This window comes from Pseudomonas sp. 210_17 TE3656 (assembly GCF_054821965.1).
Genome location: NZ_JBTRBC010000001.1, coordinates 2,706,448 through 2,729,462 on the forward strand (window position 1 = coordinate 2,706,448; position 23,015 = coordinate 2,729,462).

Here is a 23,015-nt window from a genome sequence, read left to right on the forward strand (position 1 = left end):
CGACCTTGACCCAGGAACCGCGTGAATGGACCAGTACGTTGTATTCGGCAACCCGATCGGCCACAGCAAGTCGCCGCTGATCCACCGCTTGTTCGCCGACCAGACCGGCCAGCAACTGGAGTACAGCACCTTGCTGGCGCCGCTGGACGATTTCACCATGTGTGCCCAGGGCTTCTTCAAGCAGGGGCTGGGTGCCAACGTCACTGTGCCTTTCAAGGAAGAAGCCTATCGCCTGGTCGATAGCCTGACGCCCCGGGCTCAGCGCGCTGGTGCGGTGAATACCCTGAGCAAGCTGGCCGACGGCACACTGCAGGGCGACAATACCGACGGCGCCGGGCTGGTACGTGACCTGACGGTGAATGCCGGTGTGCAACTGGCAGGCAAGCGCATTCTCCTGCTCGGCGCCGGTGGTGCTGTGCGCGGCGTGCTGGAACCGTTGCTGGCGCATAACCCGGCTTCGCTGGTGATTGCCAACCGCACCGTGGAAAAAGCCGAACAGCTGGCGCGCGAATTCGCCGACCTGGGCCCGGTGGCTGCCAGTGGTTTCAGCTGGCTGCAAGAGCCGGTGGACCTGATCATCAACGCCACCTCCGCCAGCCTTGCCGGTGAATTGCCGCCGATCTCCGCCAGCTTGATCGAGCCGGGTAAAACCGTGTGCTACGACATGATGTACGGCAAAGAGCCGACGCCCTTCTGCCGCTGGGCCAGCGAACACAAGGCGGCGAAGGTGCTGGACGGCTTGGGCATGCTCGCCGAGCAGGCTGCTGAAGCGTTCTTCATCTGGCGTGGCGTGCGTCCGGATACCGCTCCGGTACTGGACGAACTGCGCCGCCAGCTGGCTCGCGGTTAACCCTCGAAGCGGATCGGGCAGAATGCTGCCCCTTCCAGCTTGTGTAACTCTTCGATCACCTGTGGACGCGCCCTATGCAGCGTCAGGCTACCGCCTGCCCGACGCAGGCGGCGGGCTTCGCGATGGAGCATGTCGACACCGGAGTAGTCGATGAAGTTGATCTGCCGGGCATCGATTACCACATCCGGTCCCTGGCAGCGTTGCAAACGCACCTGCAGGTAGTGGCTGGCACCGAAGAAAATCGAGCCGCCCACACGCAGCACATCCGTGTCGCCTTCACGCGAGTGCTGAACCCGCGGTCGTGAGGTGCGTTTGAGATAGAAAAACAGCGAGGCCAGCACCCCGGCGTAGATCGCGGTCTGCAACTCCAGCAGCAAGGTCGCGGCTGCGGTCAGGGCCATGACCAGAAACTCCGAACGGCTGACCCGAAACAGCGCGCGCATCGCCCGATGATCGATCAGGCCCCAGCAGATCAACAGGATGCTGGCGGCCATCGCCGGGATCGGGATATGTGCAATCAAGCTGGCGCCGGCCACGGCGAACAGCGCGACCCAGAGCGCCGAGAACACCCCGGCCAAGGGTGAGCGGGCACCGGCGTCATAGCTCAGCCCGGAGCGGGTGAAGGAACCTGACGACAGGTAACCGGAGCACAGGCTGCCGACCATGTTCGACAGGCCTTGAGCGCGGATTTCCTGGTTGGCGTCGATCAACTGCTCTGAACGCGACGATAGCGACCGGGCTATCGACAGGCTGGTGACCAGTCCCAGCATGCCCACCGCCACGGCGCTGGGCAGTAAGCGCAGGATCAGTTCGAAGTCGAGCAGCGGCAATGGGCTCAGGGGCGGCAACTGGCCGGCGAATCCCGGTACCAGTTGCACATGGGCGAATACTCCAGGCAGCAACCAGACCAGCAGACTGGCAATTGTCAGGGTTATCAACAGGCCGGGCCAGCGCGGGCGCAGCAGCTTCAGCGCAACGCCCAGCAGCAACGTACCCAGACCCAGCACCAGCGAAGGCCAGTCTACTTCTCCTGCGTGTTCCAGCAGGCTTTCCAGGGTCTTCAGTGCGGTGGCCTGGCTGGGCAGATCCAGCCCCAACAGGCTTGGCAGTTGTCCCAGGGCGATAACCACTGCGGCGCCGAGGGTAAAGCCCAGCACCACCGAATGAGAGACAAAATTGACCAGTGCGCCGAAACGCAGCATTCCCAGCAACCACTGAAACACTCCGGCCAGGAACGTAAGCAACAGGATCAGGGTGATGTAGTCGTCACTGCCGCTGACAGCCAGGGGGCTGACGCTGGCATAGAGCACAATGGAAATCGCCGCCGTCGGCCCGCAGATCAGGTGCCAGGACGAACCCCAGAGGCAGGCAATCAGCACCGGGACAATCGCTGCATACAAGCCATATTCGGCAGGCAGGCCGGCGATTAATGCGTAGGCGATTGATTGCGGCAATGCAAGGATCGCCCCGCTCAGCCCAACCAGCAGATCGCGCCGCACACTGGCGCGGGTTTGCCGGGGCAGCCAGCTGAGAAACGGCAGCAGACGTTGGCGATCTGGCCAGGCCATGGACATGCTCTATCACGAATGGAAGCTGTTCAGGGTGCGATGTCCGGCGCCTGGGTGCAAGCCGTAAAGAGCAGGTGCGTTAGAACACGAAGTTCACATGCTCACCGTAGTGCAGTTTCAACTCCAGGGCATCGACCATGGCGGCAGCTACCCTGGCCAGCTGTTGCAACGGTTCGCGAAGGCCCGGCTCCAGGGTGCCGTGGGTCTGGTGGAAATGCTCGATGCCCAGCCCGGCGACTTGCTGCGGAGTGTTGATCAAGGTCCAGTGCAGCGGGCTGCGTTGCAACAGGTCGACGATTTGATCGGCACAGGCCCGTTGTTGCTCGCTGTGACCTTCGCTATGGTCGAGCACGCTGAAATCGCCGACCAGTAACAGGCGGCGTATAGTTGTGCGAGACATGCCGGCAACCAGTGCCTGGCTCATATGCAGCTGTGCGACGAAATCGTCGGGAGCCAGCGCCGCCAGCAGGCAGACCACCGCCGAGCCACCGGCTACGCTTTGCTCCGCTTGATCAACGCTGTTCAGCCCGCCTATCTTGAAGTGCAGCCCCGGGCGTGGCGCCAGGGTGTTCAAGTCGTCAACCACGGCGATCACTTCATGCTGGCGCTTGAGTAATTCGGCCATCAGGGCGCTGCCCAGGCTGCTCAAACCACCGACCAGGATCAGTTTGAACACTGGGGTTTCGGCATTTTTCACCAGGTCACTCCCTTTTCAGGCGGGTGATCATTTGACCCCGGGATACCTTGGGGGTTCTTGTGATTCAGGAGTTTTCGTGCAAAGGATCAAGGGGTATCACGCCCATGTCTATTATGACGCCAGCACCATGGAACAAGCACGGCAGCTATGTGAAGAGGCTGCCAAGCTGTTTGGGGTGAGCATGGGGCGAATGCATCAGAAACCGGTCGGGCCGCATCCAGACTGGAGCTGCCAACTGGCGTTCGGACCGGAAGTGGTCGGGGTGGTGTTGCCCTGGCTGGCGCTGTATCGCCATGGGCTGGTGGTATTCCTGCATCCGCTGACCGGAGATGATCTGGCGGATCATCGCGATCATGGAATCTGGATGGGAGCGGTGCGGCCGCTTGATCTGTCGATCTTTGAATAGCTGGTGGGAGCAACTGTCGGTGGGAGCGGGCTTGCCCCGCGATGTGGTCTGACTGACAAACCGCAATCGCGGGGCAAGCCCGCTCCCACCGCTCCAGAATCAAGCCTTGCGCGCGCCCCGCACACCCTGGGCCAGCGCCGAACACAGCTCCAGCACATCACCCACGGCCTGATCAGCTGACTTGGCTTGGGCAATCTTGTCGACCAGCGCCGAGCCGACCACCACACCATCGGCCAGTTTGGCGATGGCTGCCGCCTGCTCTGGGGTACGGATACCGAAACCGACGCTGATCGGCAGGTCGGTATGCCGGCGCAGACGTTCGATGGCGCTGCTGACCTGTTCGGTAGTGGCCGAACCCGCACCGGTGACACCCGCTACCGAGACGTAGTAGACGAAGCCGGAGCTGCGTTCCAGCACGCGCGGCAGGCGCACGTCGTCGGTGGTCGGGGTGGTCAGGCGGATGAAATCGATACCGGATGCCTGGGCCGGGGTAGCCAGCTCAGCGTCATGCTCAGGCGGCAGGTCGACGATGATCAGACCGTCGACCCCCACTTCCTTGGCCTGGGCGACAAAGGCTTCGGCGCCAAAGCGGTGGATCGGGTTGTAGTAGCCCATCAGCACGATCGGCGTGGTCTGGTTGTCGACGCGGAACTCGCGAACCATCTGCAAGGTTTTCGCCAGGGTCTGGCCAGCCTCCAGGGCACGCAAGGTCGCCAACTGGATGGACACGCCGTCGGCCATCGGATCGGTGAACGGCATGCCCAGCTCGATGACGTCGGCGCCAGCAGCCGGCAGGCCTTTGAGGATCGCCAGCGAGGCATCGTAGCCAGGGTCGCCGGCGGTAATGAAGGTGACCAGTGCGGAACGGCCTTCGGCCTTCAGTTCGGCGAAGCGTTGTTCGATCCGGCTCATGCCTGTTTCTCCTGGGCAGCCATATGGCTCATCACGGTTTGCATGTCTTTGTCGCCACGCCCGGACAGGCACACCACCATCAGGTGATCCTTGGGCAGGGTCGGGGCGCGTTTGATCGCTTCGGCCAGCGCGTGGGAGGTCTCCAGGGCCGGAATGATGCCTTCCAGGCGGCAGGTGGTGTGGAACGCAGCCAAGGCTTCTTCGTCGTTGATGCTGACGTATTCGACGCGTTTCACTTCATGCAGGTAGGCGTGTTCAGGGCCGATACCTGGGTAGTCCAGGCCGGCGGAAATCGAGTGGGCATCGGTGATCTGGCCGTCGGCATCCTGCAGCAGGTAGGTGCGGTTGCCATGCAGAACGCCCGGAACACCACCGGTGAGGCTGGCGGCGTGCTTGTCGGTGTCGACGCCGTGGCCACCGGCTTCGACGCCGATGATCTGCACACTGGTGTCGTCGAGGAAGTCATGGAACAGGCCCATGGCATTGGACCCGCCGCCAACGCAGGCGATCAGGCTGTCGGGCAGGCGGCCTTCTTTCTCTTGCAACTGGGCGCGGGTTTCCTTGCCGATGATCGACTGGAAGTCGCGAACCATCGCCGGATACGGGTGTGGACCGGCAACGGTGCCGATCAGATAGAAGGTGTCTTCGACGTTGGTGACCCAGTCGCGCAGGGCCTCGTTCATGGCGTCCTTGAGCGTGCCGGTACCGGAGGTCACCGGGACGATCTCGGCACCGAGCAGCTTCATGCGGAACACGTTGGCCTGCTGGCGCTCGATGTCGGTAGCGCCCATGTAGATCACGCAAGGCAGGCCGAAGCGTGCGGCCACGGTGGCGGTGGCGACGCCGTGCATGCCGGCGCCGGTTTCGGCGATCAGGCGCTTTTTGCCCATGCGCTTGGCCAGCAGCACCTGGCCGATGCAGTTGTTCACCTTGTGCGCGCCGGTGTGGTTGAGCTCTTCACGTTTGAAGAAGATCTTTGCACCGCCACAGTGTTCGGTCAGGCGTTCGGCGAAGTACAGCGGATTGGGACGGCCGATGTAGTCGCGCTGGAAGTAGGCCAGTTGCTCAAGGAACTCAGGATCGGCTTTGGCAGCTTCGTACTCGCGGGCAAGGTCGAGCACCAGCGGCATCAGGGTTTCAGCCACGTAGCGGCCGCCGAATGCGCCAAACAGGCCATTGGCATCGGGGCCGGCGCGGAAGTTGGTCTGGGTCATGGGTCGCTCCAGGGCGTAGTGAAGACTGGGAATGGCTTTACTGTAACCACGACAGGCGCGGCTGAAAACCGATAAGATTGCTTGAACATGTCAGGAAAACTCACACGTTATGCGCCAGGACCTGCCTCCCCTCAATGCCCTTCGGGCTTTCGAAGCCACTGCCCGGCTCAACAGCGTCAGCCAGGCTGCCGAGCAACTGCACGTTACCCATGGCGCCGTCAGCCGGCAATTGAAGGTGCTTGAAGAGCATCTGGGGGTCAGCCTGTTCGTCAAGGACGGGCGTGGCATTAAACTCACAGATGCCGGCTTGCGGTTGCGCGATGCCAGCTCCGATGCCTTCGAGCGCTTGCGCAGTGTGTGTGCCGAGTTGAGCCAGAGCAGTGCCGACGCGCCGTTTGTGCTCGGTTGCTCCGGCAGTTTGCTGGCACGCTGGTTCATTCCACGATTGGGCCGTCTGAAGGCGGACTTGCCGGAATTGCGTCTGCATTTGTCCGCTGGTGAAGGCGACCTCGACCCGCGTCGTCCCGGCCTTGATGCCCTGCTGGTGTTCGCCGAGCCGCCCTGGCCGGCCGATATGCAGGTGCATGTGCTGGCCCAGGAGTGCATCGGTCCGGTGCTCAGCCCGCACTTCACAGGCTTCGCCCGTCTGCAGCAAGCGCCAGCTGAGGCTTTGCTGGAAGAGACCCTGCTGCAGACCACCTCACGTCCACAGGCCTGGCCAAGCTGGGCGCAGCAACAGGGTATCAACCCTGAGGCGCTGCGCTACGGCCAGGATTTCGAGCATCTGTATTACTTGCTGGAAGCGGCTGTCGCCGGCCTGGGTGTGGCAATCGCGCCGCAGCCGTTGGTGGCCGATGACTTGCGTGCCGGGCGTCTGGCTGCACCCTGGGGCTTTTGCCAGACGCAGGCCGCCTTGGCGTTGTGGGTGCCGCGACGCGCCGCGGATGGGCGCGCCGAGCAACTGGCCGGATGGTTACGCGCGGAGCTGGCGCGCCAGAGCGATTAGTTATCGCGCCTGCACATCAGGTAGGCGGCGAGTAGGCCAAGGGCACCAATGGCTACGCCAGCGGTGGTCCAGGGGTGTTCCTGGGCGTAGTCGCGGGTGGCCAGGCCGGTCTGGCGGGTCTTGGTTTTCACCTCTTCATAGGCATCGCTGAGCAGGCTGCGCGAATGACGCAATGCATTCTCGGCGTTGCCCTTGAGCGTCTTGAGGGTCTTGCGCGACTCATCCGAGGCGTCGTCCTTGAGGCTTTCCAGCGACTTGAGCAGGCTTTCGATCTCCGCTTCCATACTTTGCAGCGACGCTTTACGCAGCGAATGGTTGGCCATGGTGGCTCTCCTTCGAGGTGTGAGTGAGCTGTTCTGGTTCCGACTTCGCCGTGGCGAGAAAGTGCCGTCCGAATTCCCGGGTATTGACCTCTTGCAGGTAAATCAGGCGGGCGCTGCTAGGCTCAAAGTTCACCTTCGAAACGGAGACTGCTCATGTCGGATCACCACACTTACAAGAAAATCGAACTCGTCGGCTCGTCACCCAACAGCATCGAAGAGGCGATCAACAATGCCCTGGCCGAAGCGGGCAAAAGCATCAAGCACCTTGAGTGGTTCGAAGTGGTCGACACCCGCGGGCACATCAAGGACAACAAGGCGGCGCACTTTCAGGTATCGCTCAAGGTGGGATTCCGTATCGTCAACAGCTGAAGGCATGACACTGGCTTGTGCGGGTCAATTGAGTTACACAGTCCTGAGGCGCCCGGACGGGTTCCGGCGCCCTCCTCCACTTTGATCTGAACAAGGAAAGCGATCGATGAAGAAGTTGGTAGTGGCACTGGGTTTGATGGCGCTGGCGGGCACTGCCCTCGCCGCGGGCAAACCGTGCGAAGAATTGAAGGGCGAAATAGCAGCCAAACTTGATGCCAAGGGCGTCAGCGGCTACTCGTTGGAGATCGTTGACAAGGGTGCAGCCGCTGGCGGCAAGGTCGTCGGGACCTGCGAAGGCGGCACCAAGGAAATCGTTTACAAGCGTGGCTGATACCAATCGCGGGGCAAGCCCGCTCTCACAGGTTGAACAGTGGGAGCGGGCTTGCCCCGCGATAAATCCTTCAATTTCCGCGCATCACCTGCGCCAGCAACTCATAGGATCGAATCCGGTCCGCATGCTCATACAGGTCGCAGGTGAAGATCAGCTCATCTGCCTGGGTTTGCTCCAGCAAGACATCAAGTTTGGCGCGGATCTTTTGTGGTCCGCCAACCATCGCCAGTCCCAGGAAATCGCCCACCGCCTCGCGTTCATGGGGCAGCCACTGGCCGTCCATGCTTTCCACCGGAGGCCGCTGTACCAGGCTCTGGCCGCGCATCAGGGCAAGAATTCGCTGATAAACCGAGGTCGCCAGGTAATTGGCCTGCTCATCGGTGTCGGCCGCAACCAGTGGCACTCCTAGCATCACATACGGTTTGTCGAGCACTGCCGAAGGCTGGAAATGGTTACGGTAGATACGGATAGCTTCGTGCATGTAGCGTGGGGCGAAGTGCGAGGCAAAGGCATAGGGCAGGCCGCGCATGCCGGCCAGTTGGGCACTGAACAGGCTGGAACCGAGCAGCCAGATCGGCACGTTGGTGCCGTAGCCGGGCACGGCGATGACTTTCTGATCCGCAGTCCGTGGCCCCAGGTAGCGCACCAGTTCTTCAACATCGTCAGGAAAATCGTCAGCGCTGCCGGAGCGTTCACGACGCAGGGCACGAGCGGTCATCTGGTCAGAACCCGGCGCACGCCCCAGGCCCAGGTCAATACGACCGGGATAGAGGCTTTCCAGGGTGCCAAACTGTTCGGCAATCACCAGCGGTGCATGGTTGGGCAGCATGACGCCACCGGCACCGACGCGGATGGTCGAAGTGCCACCGGCCAGGTAACTGAGCAGCACAGCGGTGGCCGAGCTGGCGATGCCGTCCATGTTGTGGTGCTCGGCGACCCAGAAGCGGTTGTAGCCGAATTTTTCCACGTGCTGCGCCAGGTCCAGCGAGTTGCGCAGGGACTGCGCCGGGCTGCCGTCAGCACGCACCGGGACCAGGTCGAGGGTGGAAAATTTGATGTCTGCAAGTCGCTTCATGGGCAGTTAAGCCTCCTCGGCAGTCAGTTGGCCGGCATTGCGCGATGGCCTTTTTAACTCTGTATGGGCACTTCCTGAGGATTCAATGCCTGGGATGCAATCGACCTGAACTTGCTGGCGAAAGGGCAAGAGGAAGAACCGGGGAACCCGCTTGTGGTCAAATAGGTGTCGGCACACTCGCTGCCGTCACAAGGAGCTGTCCCATGATCCGTGTTGCAATCGCTGTGCTGGCTTCGCTGCTGGCGACTTCTGCGCTGGCTGCGCCAAAGAATTGCGAAGAGCTCAAGGCCGAGATCGAAGCGAAGATCCAGGCCAATAACGTGAGCTCCTATACCCTGGAAATCGTCAAGAACGAGGATGTTCACGACCAGAATATGGTCGTTGGCAGCTGTGAGGGTGGCACCAAGAAGATCATCTACCAGAAGAATGATCGCTAGGCGTCAGGGAATGCAGAATTTGTCGTTGGCTTCTTCGGCGACGACCTTGCGCTGCGCGTCGTAGAGATAGGCGCTGGGTTGCATGGCTGGCGCCCGCGCTTCGAGACGATAGCGCTGGCCGGCTTCAAAGTGGTCGTAGCGCACTTTCAGGTAACAGGTGCGCTCTACCGGATTCATCGAGAAGCCCCCGGAATACACCTCGAAATCGAAGCGTACGGTCAACTCGTGCTTGCCCGGTGTGACCTGGAAGAAGCGCCCGTCGTTGAGGCGCTCACCATCCAGGCGGTCGGCCATCAGCAACTTGCCGGGCGTCATGGTGTAGAGGTCGACCCAGGCCTGTTTGCTATCAACAGGCGGCAAGGGGTTGGCGCAAGCCCCCAGGGTACTGAGGGCAATCAGCATCATTGGCTGGCGCATGGCAAACTCCCGCTTGCAACCTACTAAAGCACAAGCATAGCGCCATTCGCGCTATCAGGTGCGCTGGCAGCCCGCCGGTAACCCTTTACTGACCAGATTGCGCTGCTCGTCATACAGCTTGGCCCATGGCCGAAAGCCGATGCTGCCGGCTTCGAGCTGATAGCGTTGCCCGGCACTGAAATCCTTGAATTTTACATTCAGCTGGCAATCGCGCCACAGCGGTTCACTGACCGGGCCGATATTGCTCGGCGTTACCGGAAACAGGTAGCGCACGGTCAGCTCGTGGCTGCCCGGCGACACTTCGAAATAGCGTTTGTCGGCCCAGGCCTGGTCGTCCACCTCCACGGCATGGAGGGTATCGTCCGGGCCGGGGGCAAGGTCGATCCAGGCCTGGTTGGGATCGCGATGAGGCATCAACAACCCGGCACAGCCGGACAGAAGCAGAAGAGCACTGATGACAAGCAGTGTACGCATGGCAAAACTCCAGCCGGGCAGGATAGTCTTGAAGCTGATGAGCTCTTGAGCGGATAACGGGACGCGGATGCTTCGACTATTTCTTTTATTGCGCTCAAGTCATGGGGCACTCGACCATTTTTTTCGCTACTTGGTTCCCTTGTTGGCGTTCGGGCTGCTCAACGGTTGTTCCAGCATCAGTTACTACGGGCAACTGGCCAGTGGACAGTTGCAGCTGTTGCAGGCCCGTCAACCGGTGGCCGAGCTGGTTGCGGACCCAGCCACCCCGGCAAAACTGCGCCAGCATCTGCTTCAGGCCGAACAGGCACGGGCTTTTGCCAGCGCACAACTGAAGCTGCCGGATAACCGCAGCTATCGGGTGTATGCCGACATTGGCCGCCCGTTCGTGGTGTGGAATGTGTTCGCCACCCCGGAGTTTTCGCTCGAACCTCAGACCCATTGCTTCCCGATTGCCGGTTGCGTCGCCTATCGCGGTTACTACAGCCAGGGTGCTGCCCGCGGGGCCGCGGCGTTGCAGAAACAGCAGGGGCTGGATGTCTATGTCGGGGGGGTGGAAGCCTACTCGACCCTGGGCTGGTTCGATGACCCGATCCTCAGCTCCATGCTTGGGTGGGGTGACGAGCGATTGGCCAGCGTTATCTTCCATGAACTGGCGCATCAGCGTCTGTATGTGCAGGACGACACCGCGTTCAATGAGTCCTTTGCCACCTTCGTCGAGCAGCAAGGCGCTCGCCAGTGGCGTGCTGCTCGTGGCCTACCGGCGCAGACCCAGGACGATAGTCAGCAGCGTGACCAGTTCGTGGCGTTGGTGCTGGCCAGCCGGGAGCGGCTCAAGACACTGTATGCAGCACCGCTGAGCGAGTCAGGCAAGCGCGCGGGCAAACAGGCCGAATTCGAACGCTTGCGCCGTGATTACCGGACGCTGCGCGATAGTCAGTGGGGAGGCAAAGGGCGTTATGACGCCTGGATCAATGCACCGATGAACAATGCCAAGCTGCTGCCATTTGGTTTGTATGACCAGTGGGTGCCGGCATTTGCGGGATTGTTTACCCAGGTGGGTGGGGATTGGGAGGTGTTTTATGAGCGGGTCGAAACCTTGGGCAGGCTGCCGCTTGAACAGCGGCATCAGGCCTTGAAAAGCATCGCGGGGCAAGCCCGCTCCCACAGCGTCGGTAGGAGCGGGCTTGCCCCGCGATAAGGCCCTCAAGCCCGCAGAAAAGCCTGATGCAACTCACTCAAGGTCGCAAAGTGATAAGCCGGCTGCTCTGCCGTCAGCTCCTCATGGCTGCCAAACCCATAACCCACCGCCACCGCCTCAAGGCCATTGCTGCGGGCCCCGATCAGGTCATGTTTGCGGTCGCCGATCATCAGCGTCTGGGCCGGGTCCAGCGCTTCTTCCGCCAGTAGATGGGCGATGAGTTCGACCTTGTTGGTACGGGTGCCGTCGAGCTCGCTGCCGTAGATCACCTTGAAGTGATGATCGAACTGGAAATGCCGGGCGATCTCGCGGGCGAACTCCCAGGGTTTGGAGGTGGCGATGTACAGCGTCCTGCCCTGCCCGTTCAAGGCTTCAAGCAATGGCTGGACGCCATCGAACACCTGGTTCTCGTACAACCCGGTGATCTTGAAGCGCTCACGGTAGAAGTTCACCGCGTCCCAGGCCTTGGCTTCGTCGAAGCCATAAAACTGCATGAACGCCTGCAGCAAGGGCGGGCCGATGAAGTGCTCCAGGCGTGCCAGGTCCGGCTCATCGATGCCGAGTTTGGCCAGGGCGTACTGGATCGAGCGGGTAATGCCCAGGCGCGGGTCGGTCAGGGTACCGTCGAGGTCGAAGAGGATGTTTTGCTGGTGCATGACTGTCTCGATAAGGGCTGTAGGCACGTTCACTCAGGCAAGTGGTAGCCTTCGGCAAGGTGCTGGTCTTTGAGTTTCACGTAGTTGCTGGCGCTGTACGGAAAGAACGCGCGTTCTTTTTCGGTCAGGGCACGGGCCTGTTTCACCGGGCTGCCGACATACAGAAAGCCACTTTCCAGGCGCTTGCCAGGTGGAACCAGGCTACCTGCACCGATGATCACCTCGTCTTCGACCACCGCGCCGTCCATGATGGTACTGCCCATGCCGACCAGGATCCGGTTGCCCAGGGTGCAGCCGTGCAGCATGACTTTGTGACCAATGGTTACTTCATCGCCGATCAACAGCGGGAAACCGTCCGGGTTGAACGGCCCGGCGTGGGTAATGTGCAGCACGCTGCCATCCTGCACGCTGGTGCGCGCACCGATGCGGATGCGGTGCATATCGCCGCGGATCACCGTCAATGGCCATACCGAGCTGTCGGCGCCAATCTCGACATCCCCCAGGACCACGGCGCTGCGGTCGACGAATGCGCGCTCGCCCAAGCGGGGTGAATGGTTCTGGAAGCTGCGGGTGGCCATGATAGGGGTTCTCTTTGGTATTGATAGGGCTGCGGTCGGCGTCGATTGTAATTAAGATGGTCCCATGTTTCTTCTGCCAAGGTGTTTAACCGTGAGTGCGAACAACCCGTTACTGCAGTCTTATGACTTGCCGCCCTTCTCGGCGATCCGTGCCGAGCATGTGCAGCCGGCGATTGAACAGATCCTGGCCGACAACCGTACCGCCATTGCCGAAATCCTCAAAAGCCAGGTCCAGCAGCCAAGCTGGGCCGGCCTGGTGCTGGCCATGGACGAACTCAACGACCGCCTGGGCGCTGCCTGGAGCCCGGTCAGCCACCTCAACGCGGTGTGCAACAGCGCCGAGTTGCGTGAAGCCTACGAGGCCTGCCTGCCGGCATTGAGCGCGTATGCCACCGAACTTGGCCAGAACCGTGAGCTGTTCCAGGCTTACGAAGCGCTGATCGCCAGCCCTGAAGCGGCGGGCTTCGATGTCGCGCAAAAGACTATTCTCGAACACGCCCTGCGTGACTTCCGCCTGTCGGGTATCGACCTGCCGGCCGATCAGCAGCAGCGTTACGCGCAAGTGCAGAGCAAGCTCAGCGAGCTGGGCAGCCGTTTCTCCAACCAATTGCTCGACGCCACCCAGGCCTGGACCAAGCACGTTACCGACGAAGCGGCGCTGGCCGGGCTGACCGATTCGGCCAAGGCACAGATGGCTGCCGCCGCCCAGGCCAAGGGCCTCGACGGCTGGCTGATCAGCCTGGAATTCCCCAGCTACTACGCGGTGATGACCTACGCCGAAGACCGCGCCCTGCGCGAAGAGATCTACGCTGCCTACTGCACCCGAGCCTCCGACCAGGGCCCGAATGCCGGTCAGTTCGACAACGGCCCGGTAATGCACGAGATCCTCGACCTGCGTCAGGAACTGGCCGAGCTGCTCGGTTATGCCAACTTTGCCGAGTTGAGCCTGGCCACCAAAATGGCCGAGTCCAGCGATCAGGTGCTGAGCTTCCTGCGTGACCTGGCCAAGCGCAGCAAACCGTTCGCCGCCCAGGACCTGGCCCAGCTCAAGGCCTATGCCGCCGAGCAGGGTTGCCCGGACCTGCAGAGCTGGGACAGCGGTTTCTACGGCGAAAAACTCCGTGAGCAACGCTACAGCGTTTCTCAGGAAACATTGCGCGCCTACTTCCCTATCGACAAGGTGCTTTCCGGCCTGTTCGCCATCGTCCAGCGCCTGTACGGCATCGAGATCGCCGAGCTCAAGGGTTTCGATACCTGGCATCCAGACGTGCGCCTGTTCGAGATCAAGGAACACGGCCAACACGTCGGGCGTTTCTTCTTCGACCTTTACGCCCGCGCCAACAAGCGCGGCGGTGCCTGGATGGACGGTGCCCGTGATCGTCGCCGTACCGAAGCCGGCGTGCTGCAGAGCCCGGTGGCCAACCTGGTGTGCAACTTTACCCCGGCAGCACCCGGCAAGCCGGCGCTGCTGACTCACGACGAAGTCACCACCCTGTTCCACGAGTTCGGTCATGGCCTGCATCACCTGTTGACCCGCATCGATCATGCCGGGGTCTCCGGGATCAACGGCGTGGCCTGGGATGCGGTCGAGCTGCCAAGCCAGTTCATGGAAAACTGGTGCTGGGAGCCGGAAGGCCTGGCGTTGATCTCCGGTCATTACGAAACCGGCGCAGCCCTGCCCCAGGACCTGCTGGAGAAGATGCTGGCGGCGAAGAACTTCCAGTCCGGGCTGATGATGGTCCGCCAACTGGAGTTCTCGCTGTTCGACTTCGAACTGCATGCCAGCCATGGCGACGGCCGCAGCGTACTGCAGGTGCTCGAAGGCGTTCGCGACGAGGTTTCGGTCATGCGTCCACCGGCGTACAACCGCTTCCCCAACAGCTTTGCGCATATCTTCGCCGGCGGTTATGCCGCGGGTTACTACAGCTACAAGTGGGCTGAAGTGCTCTCGGCCGATGCCTTCTCGCGCTTCGAGGAAGAAGGCGTGCTCAACGCTGAAACCGGCCGCGCGTTCCGTGAAGCGATCCTGGCCCGTGGCGGTTCCCAGGAGCCAATGCTGCTGTTCGTCGACTTCCGTGGCCGTGAGCCTTCAATCGATGCACTCTTGCGCCACAGTGGCTTGAGTGAGGAAGCAGCGGCATGAGTGATGGGCCTGTGATAACCAAGAAACGCTTCATCGCCGGGGCGGTCTGCCCGGCGTGCAGCGAGCCGGACAAGCTGATGATGTGGAGCGAAGACAGCGTTCCGCATCGTGAGTGCGTGGCGTGCGGGTTCTCCGACACCCTCAATGAACAGGGATTGTCGGTGCCCAAAGAGCTGGGTACCCGGGTCAACAAGGTCGAGGTCAAACCGGCCGAGGCCAAGGTGCAAACGGTGCAGTTCTTCCCTAATCCCAAGCTGAAAAAGCCGGCCGACTAAGGCTGTCGCGGCGCCCCGATATCACATCGGGGCGCCGATCTGCGGTAGTTAAATAGACGAGTTTGTACACTCCCTGGCGGTAGGTTGCGGGTCCTGCCATCCATTCAAGGAGTGAGTCATGACCCGTTCCAACCCCCTGCTACAGCCTTTCGACCTGTTCCCCTACGCAAGCGTACAAGTAGAGGACCTTCAGCCCGCAATACAGCAAATTGTCGAAGACAACCGCAGCGCGTTGACGCTAATTATCGAGCGTGAGGCCGACAACCCAAGCTGGAACGGTCTGGTGCTGGCCGTTGAGGCGCTCGATAAACGCCTGGAAGACACTTTTTTCCCCTTGGTGCCATTGGCATTTACCAGCGATGAGTGGGGTTTTGCGGTCGGTGAGTGCGATGCTGAGCGCAGAGCCTATCGCACAGACAAGCATCAGAATCAGGCGCTGTTCAGCGCATATCAACGACTAGATCCTGCTGACCTCAGCGATGAACAGGTGGCAGTACTCACGCGCATCCTTCGAGATTTTCGTCTCGAGGGGGCGAATATTGATCGCTCTGGTCGCCAGCAATTTACTACTCAGGAAACAGCTATTGCCGGCCTTGAATGGGAGTTTCAGGAGAAGCTTCGCGCCGCGAAAGATCACTTGAGCAAGCACATAACCGACGTCGAAGCATTGGCAGGCATACCCGCTGCGGACCTGGCGGACATGCAACACAAAGCGCAAACCCGCGCGCTCAGTGGCTGGTTGTTGACACTTGATGAGCCGGTCTTCGAAACCGTCCTGCGATATGCCGAAAGCCGCGACCTGCGCAAAGAGATATATCTGGCTTATGTGACGCGTGCTTCCGATCAGGCTGTCGGGCAATCCCAGCACGACAATGGTCCGGTGTTGCAGGCATTGCTACGGTTACGCCACGAAAAGGCGCAGCTTTTGGGCTTCGAGAATTTTGTCGAATTGAGTCTGCAAACCAAGGCTGCGCAATCGACAGCTGAAGTCGAAACGTTCTTGAACACGCTGATAGCGCGTGAACGGCCGCGACTTGAGCGTGAGGCCGCTCAGCTGCGTTCCTTTGCCAGGGAACAGGGCTGCGATGATCTGCAGCCTTGGGACTATGAGTTTTATGCGCAGAAGATGCGTCAGCATGAGGGGAGCGACCCGGACCAAGCCTTGCGCGAATACTTTTCGTTCGAAACGGCCCTAAGCGGGCTGGTTGGCTTGGTCGAGCAGTTGTATGGCATATCAATTAAGAAAGTTGACGCCGAAGTCTGGGACGCCAAAGTACAGGTGCTGCAAGTTGTCGAAGCTGGCGATGTCTTGGGTCATATCTACCTCGACGCTTTTATCCGTCCAGGCAAGCCGGCCTGGCCGTGGTCACTTGCCATTCGCCATCGACATGTTGATGCCGATGGCACCTTGACGCGACCTGTCGCAGCCTTGTTCGGTTACTACGAGCCAAGGGGGCTGCAGTTAGGACACAAGGACCTGTGCAAACTGTTCCATGAATTTCATCACTGCCTGCATCAGGTACTGATGACCAATGCCCACAGGCGCTTGAACAGCATTAATGAGTTGGGCCATGACTTCTCGGAGTTCGCCGGCAAGCTCCTGGAACAATGGTGCTGGTCAGCTCAGAGCCTGCAATCTGTATCCACGCACCGAACCGGCGGCGAGCGCGCTGCTCTGGCTGAAGTGCAGCGCTGGCTGGAAGCAAGAAACACGCAGCGGGGTCTGGACAAGGTCGACGGTCTGAAGAAGGCGCTGCTCGATTTTGAGCTGCATCGTAGTTACGGCAATGATCGCAGCATCGAGCAAGTGGTTGCGGATGTCTATGCCCGCACTCAGGTGTTGCCGCTGGCAAGCAATGATCGTTTTGCCAACGGCTTTGACTACATGGTTACAGGGTATGAAGCGGGCTTTTACTGCTACCTGTGGGCTGAAGAGCACGCCACTGATGTGTTTGCCTGGTTCAAGGACCAGGACGTTTTCGACTCGCGCCTGGGGCAGGCCATGCGGCGTGAACTGCTGGCGCCGGGGGCGTCGCGATCAATGTCGGCATCCATCCAGGCGTTCATTGACCGTGCGCAATCAATCGTCAGCGCCGACTGACAGCTCAGCGGTACTGGAAACTTGAATTCACTCCGAGTACTGTACATAAAAACAGTATTCGGGGTTTCTACTGATGTTCACTCCTCAAGGACCGCTACGGGGGCGTGGCACCACCAGCAACCCCGACAACCGCTTCGCCCCTCATCGTTTGGTGGTCGAGGATGACGGCTGGTACCAGGAAGTACCGCTGACCCAAGGTACCGAGGTACGAAACGAAACCGCCAAGACCATCATCACCCGCAACAATTCTCCCGACCTGCCCTTCGACCGCTCGATCAATCCCTATCGTGGTTGTGAGCACGGCTGCATTTACTGTTATGCGCGTCCCAGTCATGCCTATTGGGACCTGTCCCCCGGGCTGGACTTCGAAACCAGGCTGATCGCCAAGACCAACGCCGCCGAGGTGCTGGAGCAGCAACTGAGCAAGCCAGGCTATGTCTGCGCGCCGATCAACCTGGGTTCCAACACCGATCCTTACCAGCCCATCGAGCGCGAGCAGAAGCTGACCCGACGCCTGCTCGAAGTACTGCTGCGCTATCGTCACCCGGTCACCATCGTCACCAAAGGCTCGCTGGTCCTGCGTGACCTGGACCTGCTCGCCGAGCTGGCGCAGCAGCGTCTGGTGGCCGTGATGATCAGCCTCACCACACTCGATGACGAGCTCAAACGCACCCTGGAGCCGCGCGCCGCAGCGCCCAAGGCTCGGTTGCGGGCAATTCGCGTACTCAGCGAGGCAGGCGTTCCAGTGGGGGTGTTGTGTTCGCCGATGATCCCGATGATCAACGACAGTGAGCTCGAGCATCTGCTGGAAGCCGCCAAGGCCAATGGTGCGCTCAGTGCTGCCTACATGATGTTGCGGCTGCCGCTGGAGGTCGCACCATTGTTTGAGCAGTGGTTGCAGGATCATTACCCGCAACGGGCCAACCATGTCCTGAGCCTGATACGTCAGAGTCGTGGCGGCGAGTTGTACGACAGTCGCTTTGGTGCGCGCATGCGCGGCGAAGGGGTATTTGCCGAGTTGCTGGCGCAGCGCTTTCGCAACGCGATTCGTCGACTCGGGTTGAACCAGCGCGAAGGCTACTCTCTTGATTGCATGGCCTTTTGTCCGCCTGGCAGGCAGATGTCACTGCTCTGATTTCAATACTGAGGGTTGGCCATTGATGTTTTTTTGATATTGCCCAGACAACGCTTTGAATCGCTGTAATGCCCGTCCTAGAGGCTAGCAATTCGGTTTTGGTTTGGTTTCGCCGAGTAGCGTAGGAATTCAGCCAACAACGGATGTGATTGTTGGTGCGCGTCATACATCCAAATGTCATGCGCTGTTTGAATCATCAACCCGGTAAAATGGACTTAACCTAAAACGTCAAAGAGGATGAAGCATGCCCGTCAAGGACCCATCCAAGCCCGTTCCGGAAGTACCCGCCGAGAGCGCCGATGCCGCCCTGAAGCATATCGTCGACGGCTTTCTGCGGTTTCACCACGACGTCTTCCCTGAACAGCAGGAGCTGTTCAAGAAGCTCGCCACCGCACAGACGCCTCGTGCGATGTTCATCACCTGTGCCGACTCGCGCATCGTGCCCGAGTTGATTACCCAGAGCTCCCCCGGCGACCTGTTCGTTACCCGTAACGTGGGCAACGTCGTACCACCCTACGGGCAGATGAACGGTGGCGTGTCCACTGCGATCGAATATGCAGTCCTGGCCCTTGGCGTACACCACATCATCATTTGCGGTCACTCCGATTGCGGTGCCATGCGCGCGGTACTCAATCCACAGAGCCTTGAGAAGATGCCGACGGTCAAGGCCTGGCTGCGCCATGCCGAAGTCGCCCGTACAGTGGTCGAGGACAACTGCTCCTGCGGCAGCGAGCATGAAAGCATGCAGGTACTGACCAAGGAAAACGTCATTGCCCAGTTGCACCACCTGCGCACTCACCCTTCGGTAGCCTCGCGCCTGGCGGCCGGCCAGCTCTACATCCATGGCTGGATCTATGACATCGAAACCAGCCAGATCGAAGCCTACGACGCTGCCAGTGACAGTTTCCTGCCTCTGGCCGCAGGCCAGCCGATCCCCTGCGCAACCCCGAGAGGACGCTACTAAGCGTCCCTGAGACCTTCGCAACACGCTGATTGACGGCCGCACCTGTCTGGTGCGGCCTGGTCATCGGCTGCCTTGAACCTCAAGCCGACTGATCCAGCTCCAGACCCACACCCAGTTGCCGCGACAGGCACGGCCAGCGCTTCCACGCAGCGCCTGTGTCCGGGCTGCTGAGTTTGTCGCGGTATTGCTCGACCGACTCCAGGGCAAAGCTCTCTTCATTGAGCATTTCATCCACAGAGTGGTGCACCACTTCATCCAGCTGGTTGGCGAATGCTTCGCCGATCAGTTGGTGGGCGATCAGGTTGGCCACGGTGGTGTCCAGCGGGATCAGCGGTTGCTGGAAGTGCTTGATGTACAGGTCGTTGACTTCTTCCACCAGGCGATGTGCCAGGTAGGCTTCGTCCAGCAGGCATCCCAGGCCCAGATGGGTATTGGTGATGGCTGGCGGTTGCAGGAAATACTGTTCAGCGATTTTCAGCACCGGCTTGATCTGCGATTCGATACCGGCTTCGCGGGCCACTGCATTGGCGGCCTCGAGCATTTCCGGAACCTGTTCAATGTAGGCGCTGACGAAGCGCGCCAAGGCGCCATGGGCGTCGCTTTCCGGTAGCTGGATCGAAGGATGCAGGTGCGGCAGTTGTTTGATCAGTTGTTCTTTCAGTTGGCCGGTTTCGGTCTCATGTTGATGGGCACGGGTGATCTGCTCGCGCAAAGCGGCGATGTTCATGACAACTCCAGGGTAAAGGCGTGACAAACGGAAGACATAAGGTAGCTCGGTTCTGCAAACCGCTAAGACGTATTTGGCATAAACCGGGACCGCTTATAGTCAGTGATTATATCGAAATGCCATCATTGTGCTTTCACCCCAGATAAACCGCGGCCTGACGCGCAAACGTTCAACTGCACCGGTTTGAATTCCGTTATCGCATTGCGTGGTCAAGGTCGCTGTCTATACTCCGGTTTGAAAGTGATTCGCTGATGAGGCCCGACTGCAGTTCGCAGGGGCTCGGTCGTCGAAGTTCGCAGTCTTGGCCGCCGTACCCTTAGCCGTAGGTCCACGCCTCCGGGATAACAAGAACGATAAGGGGAACCCGCAATGATGCGACATCCACACGTCTGGATGGGCCTCCTGTTGTGGTCGGTATTCGGTCAGGCCAACGCCGCCTGGACCGTGAACATGGCGCCAGGGGCGACTGAAGTCAGCAACGCAGTGTTCGACCTGCACATGATCATTTTCTGGATCTGCGTGATCATTGGCCTGGTGGTCTTTGGCGCAATGTTCTGGTCGATGATCATCCACCGTCGTTCCACCGGCCAGCAGCCTGCGCATTTCCACGAGCACACCTGGGTCGAGATCATGTGGACGGTGGTGCCGTTCCTGATTCTGGTGGCGATGGCCATTCCGGCGACCAAGACCCTGATCGAGATCTATGATGCCAGCGAGTCGGATGTGGATATCCAGGTCACTGGCTACCAATGGAAGTGGCATTACAAATACCTGGGCCAGGACGTCGAGTTCTTCAGCAACCTGGCCACCCCCGCCGAGCAGATCCACAACAAAGCCCCCAAAGACGAGCATTACCTGCTCGAAGTCGATCAGCCACTGGTGTTGCCGGTGGGGGCCAAAGTGCGCTTTCTGGTCACTGCCGCCGACGTCATTCACTCCTGGTGGGTGCCGGCCTTTGCGGTCAAGCGTGATGCCATTCCCGGCTTCGTCAACGAGGCCTGGACCCGGGTCGAGAAGCCCGGCATCTACCGCGGCCAGTGTACTGAACTGTGCGGCAAGGACCACGGCTTCATGCCGGTGGTGGTCGAGGTCAAGTCCAAGGCCGATTACGACACCTGGCTTGCCGAGCGCAAGGCCGAGGCGGCCAAGCTCAAGGAGCTGACCAGCAAGGACTGGACCCTGCAAGAGTTGGTCGAGCGCGGCGACAAGGTTTACCACACCACCTGCGTGGCCTGTCACCAGGCCGAGGGCCAGGGCCTGCCGCCGATGTTCCCGGCACTCAAGGGTTCGAAGATCGCCACCGGTCCCAAGGAAGATCACCTGAGCATCGTCTTCCACGGCAAGCCCGGCACCGCCATGGCCGCGTTCGGCAAGCAGCTGTCGGAAGTGGATATCGCCGCCGTGGTGACCTACGAGCGTAACGCCTGGGGCAACAACAAAGGCGACATGGTCACGCCAAAAGATGTGCTGGCGATCAAGCAGGCAGAAAGCAAATGAACCGGCCTGACAGGTATTCCCGCACCAGCCACCGGACTGCAGGAGACAGGACATGAGCGCAGTGATCGACGACCACAGCCATGGTCATGAGCACGCCCACGGACCGGCCAAGGGCCTGATGCGCTGGGTGCTGACCACCAACCACAAAGACATCGGCACCATGTACCTGTGGTTCAGTTTCATGATGTTCCTGCTCGGTGGCTCGTTCGCCATGGTGATCCGCGCCGAGCTGTTCCAGCCCGGCCTGCAGATCGTCCAGCCGGAGTTCTTCAACCAGATGACCACCATGCATGGTTTGGTGATGGTCTTCGGCGCGGTGATGCCGGCCTTCGTCGGCCTGGCCAACTGGATGATTCCGCTGATGATCGGCGCGCCGGACATGGCCCTGCCACGGATGAACAACTTCAGCTTCTGGCTGCTGCCAGCGGCCTTCCTGCTGCTGGTTTCGACCCTGTTCATGCCGGGCGGTGGGCCGAACTTCGGCTGGACCTTCTATGCGCCGCTATCGACCACCTACGCTCCGGAAAGCGTGACCTTCTTCATCTTCGCCATCCACCTGATGGGTATCAGCTCGATCATGGGCGCGATCAACGTCATCGCCACCATCCTCAACCTGCGTGCCCCGGGCATGACCCTGATGAAGATGCCGCTGTTCGTCTGGACCTGGCTGATCACCGCCTTCCTGCTGATTGCGGTGATGCCGGTGCTGGCCGGTGTGGTGACCATGATGCTGATGGACATCCACCTCGGCACCAGCTTCTTCAGTGCTGCCGGTGGCGGTGACCCGGTGTTGTTCCAGCATGTGTTCTGGTTCTTCGGTCATCCCGAGGTGTACATCATGATCCTGCCGGCGTTCGGCGCGGTCAGCTCGATCATCCCGGCGTTCTCGCGCAAACCGCTGTTCGGCTACACCTCGATGGTCTATGCCACCGGCGCGATTGCCTTCCTGTCCTTTATTGTCTGGGCGCACCACATGTTCGTGGTCGGCATTCCGGTGGTCGGCGAGTTGTTCTTTATGTACGCCACTATGCTGATTGCGGTGCCGACCGGGGTGAAGGTGTTCAACTGGGTCAGCACCATGTGGGAAGGTTCGCTGACCTTCGAGACGCCGATGCTGTTCGCCATCGCCTTCGTCATCCTGTTCACCATCGGCGGTTTCTCCGGGTTGATGCTGGCCATCGCCCCGGCGGACTTCCAGTACCACGATACCTACTTCGTGGTTGCCCACTTCCATTACGTACTGGTGCCTGGGGCGATCTTCGGGATTTTCGCCTCGGCCTATTACTGGCTGCCGAAATGGACCGGGCACATGTACGACGAAACCCTGGGCAAGCTGCATTTCTGGCTGTCGTTCGTCGGCATGAACATGGCCTTCTTCCCCATGCACTTCGTCGGCCTGGCCGGCATGCCGCGCAGGATTCCGGACTACAACCTGCAGTTCGCCGACTTCAACATGGTCTCTTCGATCGGTGCCTTTACCTTTGGCGCCACGCAGATCTTCTTCCTGTTCATTGTCATCAAGTGCATTCGCGGCGGTGCTCCGGCACCGGCCAAACCCTGGGATGGTGCCGAGGGGCTGGAGTGGTCGGTGCCGTCACCGGCGCCCTACCACACCTTCCAGACCCCACCGGAAGTGAAATGAACGGCAAACGCCGGAGGATG

General features: G+C 60.5%; 25 protein-coding genes. 14 read left to right on the forward strand and 11 right to left on the reverse strand.

Annotated elements, in window-relative coordinates; translation table 11 throughout:
* The first annotated feature begins 25 nt into the window (after positions 1–25).
* Positions 26–850: a shikimate dehydrogenase gene (gene aroE, locus ACVI9W_RS12680; RefSeq protein WP_461530172.1), complete on the forward strand. Its 825-nt coding sequence runs from the start codon at positions 26–28 to the stop codon at positions 848–850.
* Here the strand turns inward: aroE and ACVI9W_RS12685 are convergent.
* Both ACVI9W_RS12685 and ACVI9W_RS12690 read right to left on the reverse strand, forming a co-directional pair.
* Positions 847–2,418: a SulP family inorganic anion transporter gene (locus ACVI9W_RS12685; RefSeq protein ID WP_461530173.1), complete on the reverse strand. Its 1,572-nt coding sequence runs from the start codon at positions 2,416–2,418 to the stop codon at positions 847–849. The two genes, aroE and ACVI9W_RS12685, sit on opposite strands and share 4 nt — an antisense overlap.
* 79 nt (positions 2,419–2,497) lie before the next feature.
* The gene (locus ACVI9W_RS12690; protein WP_461530174.1) at positions 2,498–3,115 is read right to left on the reverse strand and encodes an NAD(P)-dependent oxidoreductase; all 618 of its coding nucleotides are present in this window, start codon (positions 3,113–3,115) and stop codon (positions 2,498–2,500) included.
* A 76-nt stretch (positions 3,116–3,191) separates the two neighbouring features.
* Here ACVI9W_RS12690 and ACVI9W_RS12695 point away from each other — a divergent pair, with 76 nt between their 5' ends.
* Complete coding sequence (locus ACVI9W_RS12695; RefSeq protein WP_038605161.1) at positions 3,192–3,521, forward strand: DOPA 4,5-dioxygenase family protein; 330 nt, start codon at positions 3,192–3,194, stop codon at positions 3,519–3,521.
* Between the two features lie 99 nt (positions 3,522–3,620).
* On the opposite strand, the gene trpA is transcribed toward ACVI9W_RS12695, so the two are convergent.
* Positions 3,621–4,433: a tryptophan synthase subunit alpha gene (trpA, locus tag ACVI9W_RS12700; protein ID WP_342623786.1), complete on the reverse strand. Its 813-nt coding sequence runs from the start codon at positions 4,431–4,433 to the stop codon at positions 3,621–3,623.
* Positions 4,430–5,647, reverse strand: a complete 1,218-nt coding sequence (gene trpB / locus ACVI9W_RS12705) for a tryptophan synthase subunit beta (RefSeq protein ID WP_038605164.1) — start codon at positions 5,645–5,647, stop codon at positions 4,430–4,432. The genes trpA and trpB overlap by 4 nt, the downstream gene beginning before the upstream one ends.
* A gap of 109 nt (positions 5,648–5,756) precedes the next feature.
* Here trpB and ACVI9W_RS12710 point away from each other — a divergent pair, with 109 nt between their 5' ends.
* Entirely contained in the window at positions 5,757–6,653 is an 897-nt protein-coding gene (locus tag ACVI9W_RS12710; RefSeq protein WP_461530175.1) for a LysR family transcriptional regulator, read from the forward strand.
* On the opposite strand, the gene ACVI9W_RS12715 is transcribed toward ACVI9W_RS12710, so the two are convergent.
* Positions 6,650–6,976: an ElaB/YgaM/YqjD family protein gene (locus ACVI9W_RS12715; protein WP_038605170.1), complete on the reverse strand. Its 327-nt coding sequence runs from the start codon at positions 6,974–6,976 to the stop codon at positions 6,650–6,652. The genes ACVI9W_RS12710 and ACVI9W_RS12715 overlap by 4 nt on opposite strands.
* Positions 6,977–7,129: 153 nt before the next feature.
* On the opposite strand from ACVI9W_RS12715, the gene ACVI9W_RS12720 reads away from it, so the two are divergent.
* Positions 7,130–7,345, forward strand: coding sequence for a dodecin (locus ACVI9W_RS12720; RefSeq protein WP_461530176.1), 216 nt, complete (start codon positions 7,130–7,132; stop codon positions 7,343–7,345).
* A gap of 106 nt (positions 7,346–7,451) precedes the next feature.
* Entirely contained in the window at positions 7,452–7,676 is a 225-nt protein-coding gene (locus tag ACVI9W_RS12725) for a DUF1161 domain-containing protein (protein WP_461530177.1), read from the forward strand.
* A 70-nt stretch (positions 7,677–7,746) separates the two neighbouring features.
* On the opposite strand, the gene ACVI9W_RS12730 is transcribed toward ACVI9W_RS12725, so the two are convergent.
* Complete coding sequence (locus ACVI9W_RS12730; protein WP_461530178.1) at positions 7,747–8,751, reverse strand: LLM class flavin-dependent oxidoreductase; 1,005 nt, start codon at positions 8,749–8,751, stop codon at positions 7,747–7,749.
* A gap of 203 nt (positions 8,752–8,954) precedes the next feature.
* On the opposite strand from ACVI9W_RS12730, the gene ACVI9W_RS12735 reads away from it, so the two are divergent.
* Positions 8,955–9,188, forward strand: coding sequence for a DUF1161 domain-containing protein (locus tag ACVI9W_RS12735; protein ID WP_038605181.1), 234 nt, complete (start codon positions 8,955–8,957; stop codon positions 9,186–9,188).
* Positions 9,189–9,191: 3 nt separating this feature from the next.
* Here ACVI9W_RS12735 and ACVI9W_RS12740 read toward each other — a convergent pair whose 3' ends face one another.
* Together ACVI9W_RS12740 and ACVI9W_RS12745 are read right to left on the reverse strand one after the other, a co-directional pair.
* Positions 9,192–9,605 carry a PA0061/PA0062 family lipoprotein gene (locus tag ACVI9W_RS12740; protein WP_038605184.1) on the reverse strand — a complete coding sequence of 138 codons (414 nt, stop codon included), beginning with the start codon at positions 9,603–9,605 and terminating at the stop codon, positions 9,192–9,194.
* Between the two features lie 54 nt (positions 9,606–9,659).
* Positions 9,660–10,079, reverse strand: a complete 420-nt coding sequence (locus ACVI9W_RS12745) for a PA0061/PA0062 family lipoprotein (protein WP_461530179.1) — start codon at positions 10,077–10,079, stop codon at positions 9,660–9,662.
* 67 nt (positions 10,080–10,146) lie between these two features.
* Between ACVI9W_RS12745 and ACVI9W_RS12750 the strand changes: the two genes are divergently transcribed.
* A complete protein-coding gene (locus tag ACVI9W_RS12750; RefSeq protein WP_461530180.1) occupies positions 10,147–11,277 on the forward strand; it encodes an aminopeptidase in 1,131 nt (376 codons plus the stop codon).
* A 5-nt stretch (positions 11,278–11,282) separates the two neighbouring features.
* On the opposite strand, the gene ACVI9W_RS12755 is transcribed toward ACVI9W_RS12750, so the two are convergent.
* Both ACVI9W_RS12755 and ACVI9W_RS12760 read right to left on the reverse strand, forming a co-directional pair.
* A complete protein-coding gene (locus tag ACVI9W_RS12755) occupies positions 11,283–11,933 on the reverse strand; it encodes an HAD family hydrolase (RefSeq protein ID WP_038605189.1) in 651 nt (216 codons plus the stop codon).
* A 29-nt stretch (positions 11,934–11,962) separates the two neighbouring features.
* Positions 11,963–12,511 (reverse strand): gamma carbonic anhydrase family protein, encoded by a 549-nt coding sequence (locus ACVI9W_RS12760; RefSeq protein ID WP_038605193.1) that lies wholly within the window; start codon positions 12,509–12,511, stop codon positions 11,963–11,965.
* Positions 12,512–12,575: 64 nt separating this feature from the next.
* Between ACVI9W_RS12760 and prlC the strand changes: the two genes are divergently transcribed.
* The 5 genes from prlC (at position 12,576) to ACVI9W_RS12785 (ending at position 19,129) form a co-directional block, all read left to right on the forward strand.
* Positions 12,576–14,654 (forward strand): oligopeptidase A, encoded by a 2,079-nt coding sequence (prlC, locus tag ACVI9W_RS12765; RefSeq protein WP_461530181.1) that lies wholly within the window; start codon positions 12,576–12,578, stop codon positions 14,652–14,654.
* A complete protein-coding gene (locus ACVI9W_RS12770; RefSeq protein ID WP_107024359.1) occupies positions 14,651–14,929 on the forward strand; it encodes a YheV family putative zinc ribbon protein in 279 nt (92 codons plus the stop codon). Before prlC ends, ACVI9W_RS12770 begins: the two co-directional genes overlap by 4 nt.
* Before the next feature lie 118 nt (positions 14,930–15,047).
* Positions 15,048–17,030 (forward strand): M3 family metallopeptidase, encoded by a 1,983-nt coding sequence (locus ACVI9W_RS12775; RefSeq protein ID WP_461530182.1) that lies wholly within the window; start codon positions 15,048–15,050, stop codon positions 17,028–17,030.
* A gap of 73 nt (positions 17,031–17,103) precedes the next feature.
* Positions 17,104–18,165: a PA0069 family radical SAM protein gene (locus ACVI9W_RS12780; RefSeq protein ID WP_461530183.1), complete on the forward strand. Its 1,062-nt coding sequence runs from the start codon at positions 17,104–17,106 to the stop codon at positions 18,163–18,165.
* Between the two features lie 244 nt (positions 18,166–18,409).
* Complete coding sequence (locus ACVI9W_RS12785; RefSeq protein WP_461530184.1) at positions 18,410–19,129, forward strand: carbonic anhydrase; 720 nt, start codon at positions 18,410–18,412, stop codon at positions 19,127–19,129.
* Positions 19,130–19,208: 79 nt separating this feature from the next.
* Here the strand turns inward: ACVI9W_RS12785 and ACVI9W_RS12790 are convergent, their stop codons facing one another.
* The gene (locus ACVI9W_RS12790; RefSeq protein ID WP_461530185.1) at positions 19,209–19,856 is read right to left on the reverse strand and encodes a hypothetical protein; all 648 of its coding nucleotides are present in this window, start codon (positions 19,854–19,856) and stop codon (positions 19,209–19,211) included.
* Positions 19,857–20,225: 369 nt separating this feature from the next.
* On the opposite strand from ACVI9W_RS12790, the gene coxB reads away from it, so the two are divergent.
* Positions 20,226–21,353, forward strand: coding sequence for a cytochrome c oxidase subunit II (gene coxB, locus ACVI9W_RS12795; protein ID WP_422416258.1), 1,128 nt, complete (start codon positions 20,226–20,228; stop codon positions 21,351–21,353).
* A gap of 52 nt (positions 21,354–21,405) precedes the next feature.
* Positions 21,406–22,995, forward strand: a complete 1,590-nt coding sequence (ctaD, locus tag ACVI9W_RS12800; protein ID WP_461530186.1) for a cytochrome c oxidase subunit I — start codon at positions 21,406–21,408, stop codon at positions 22,993–22,995.
* The last annotated feature ends 20 nt before the right edge of the window (positions 22,996–23,015 follow it).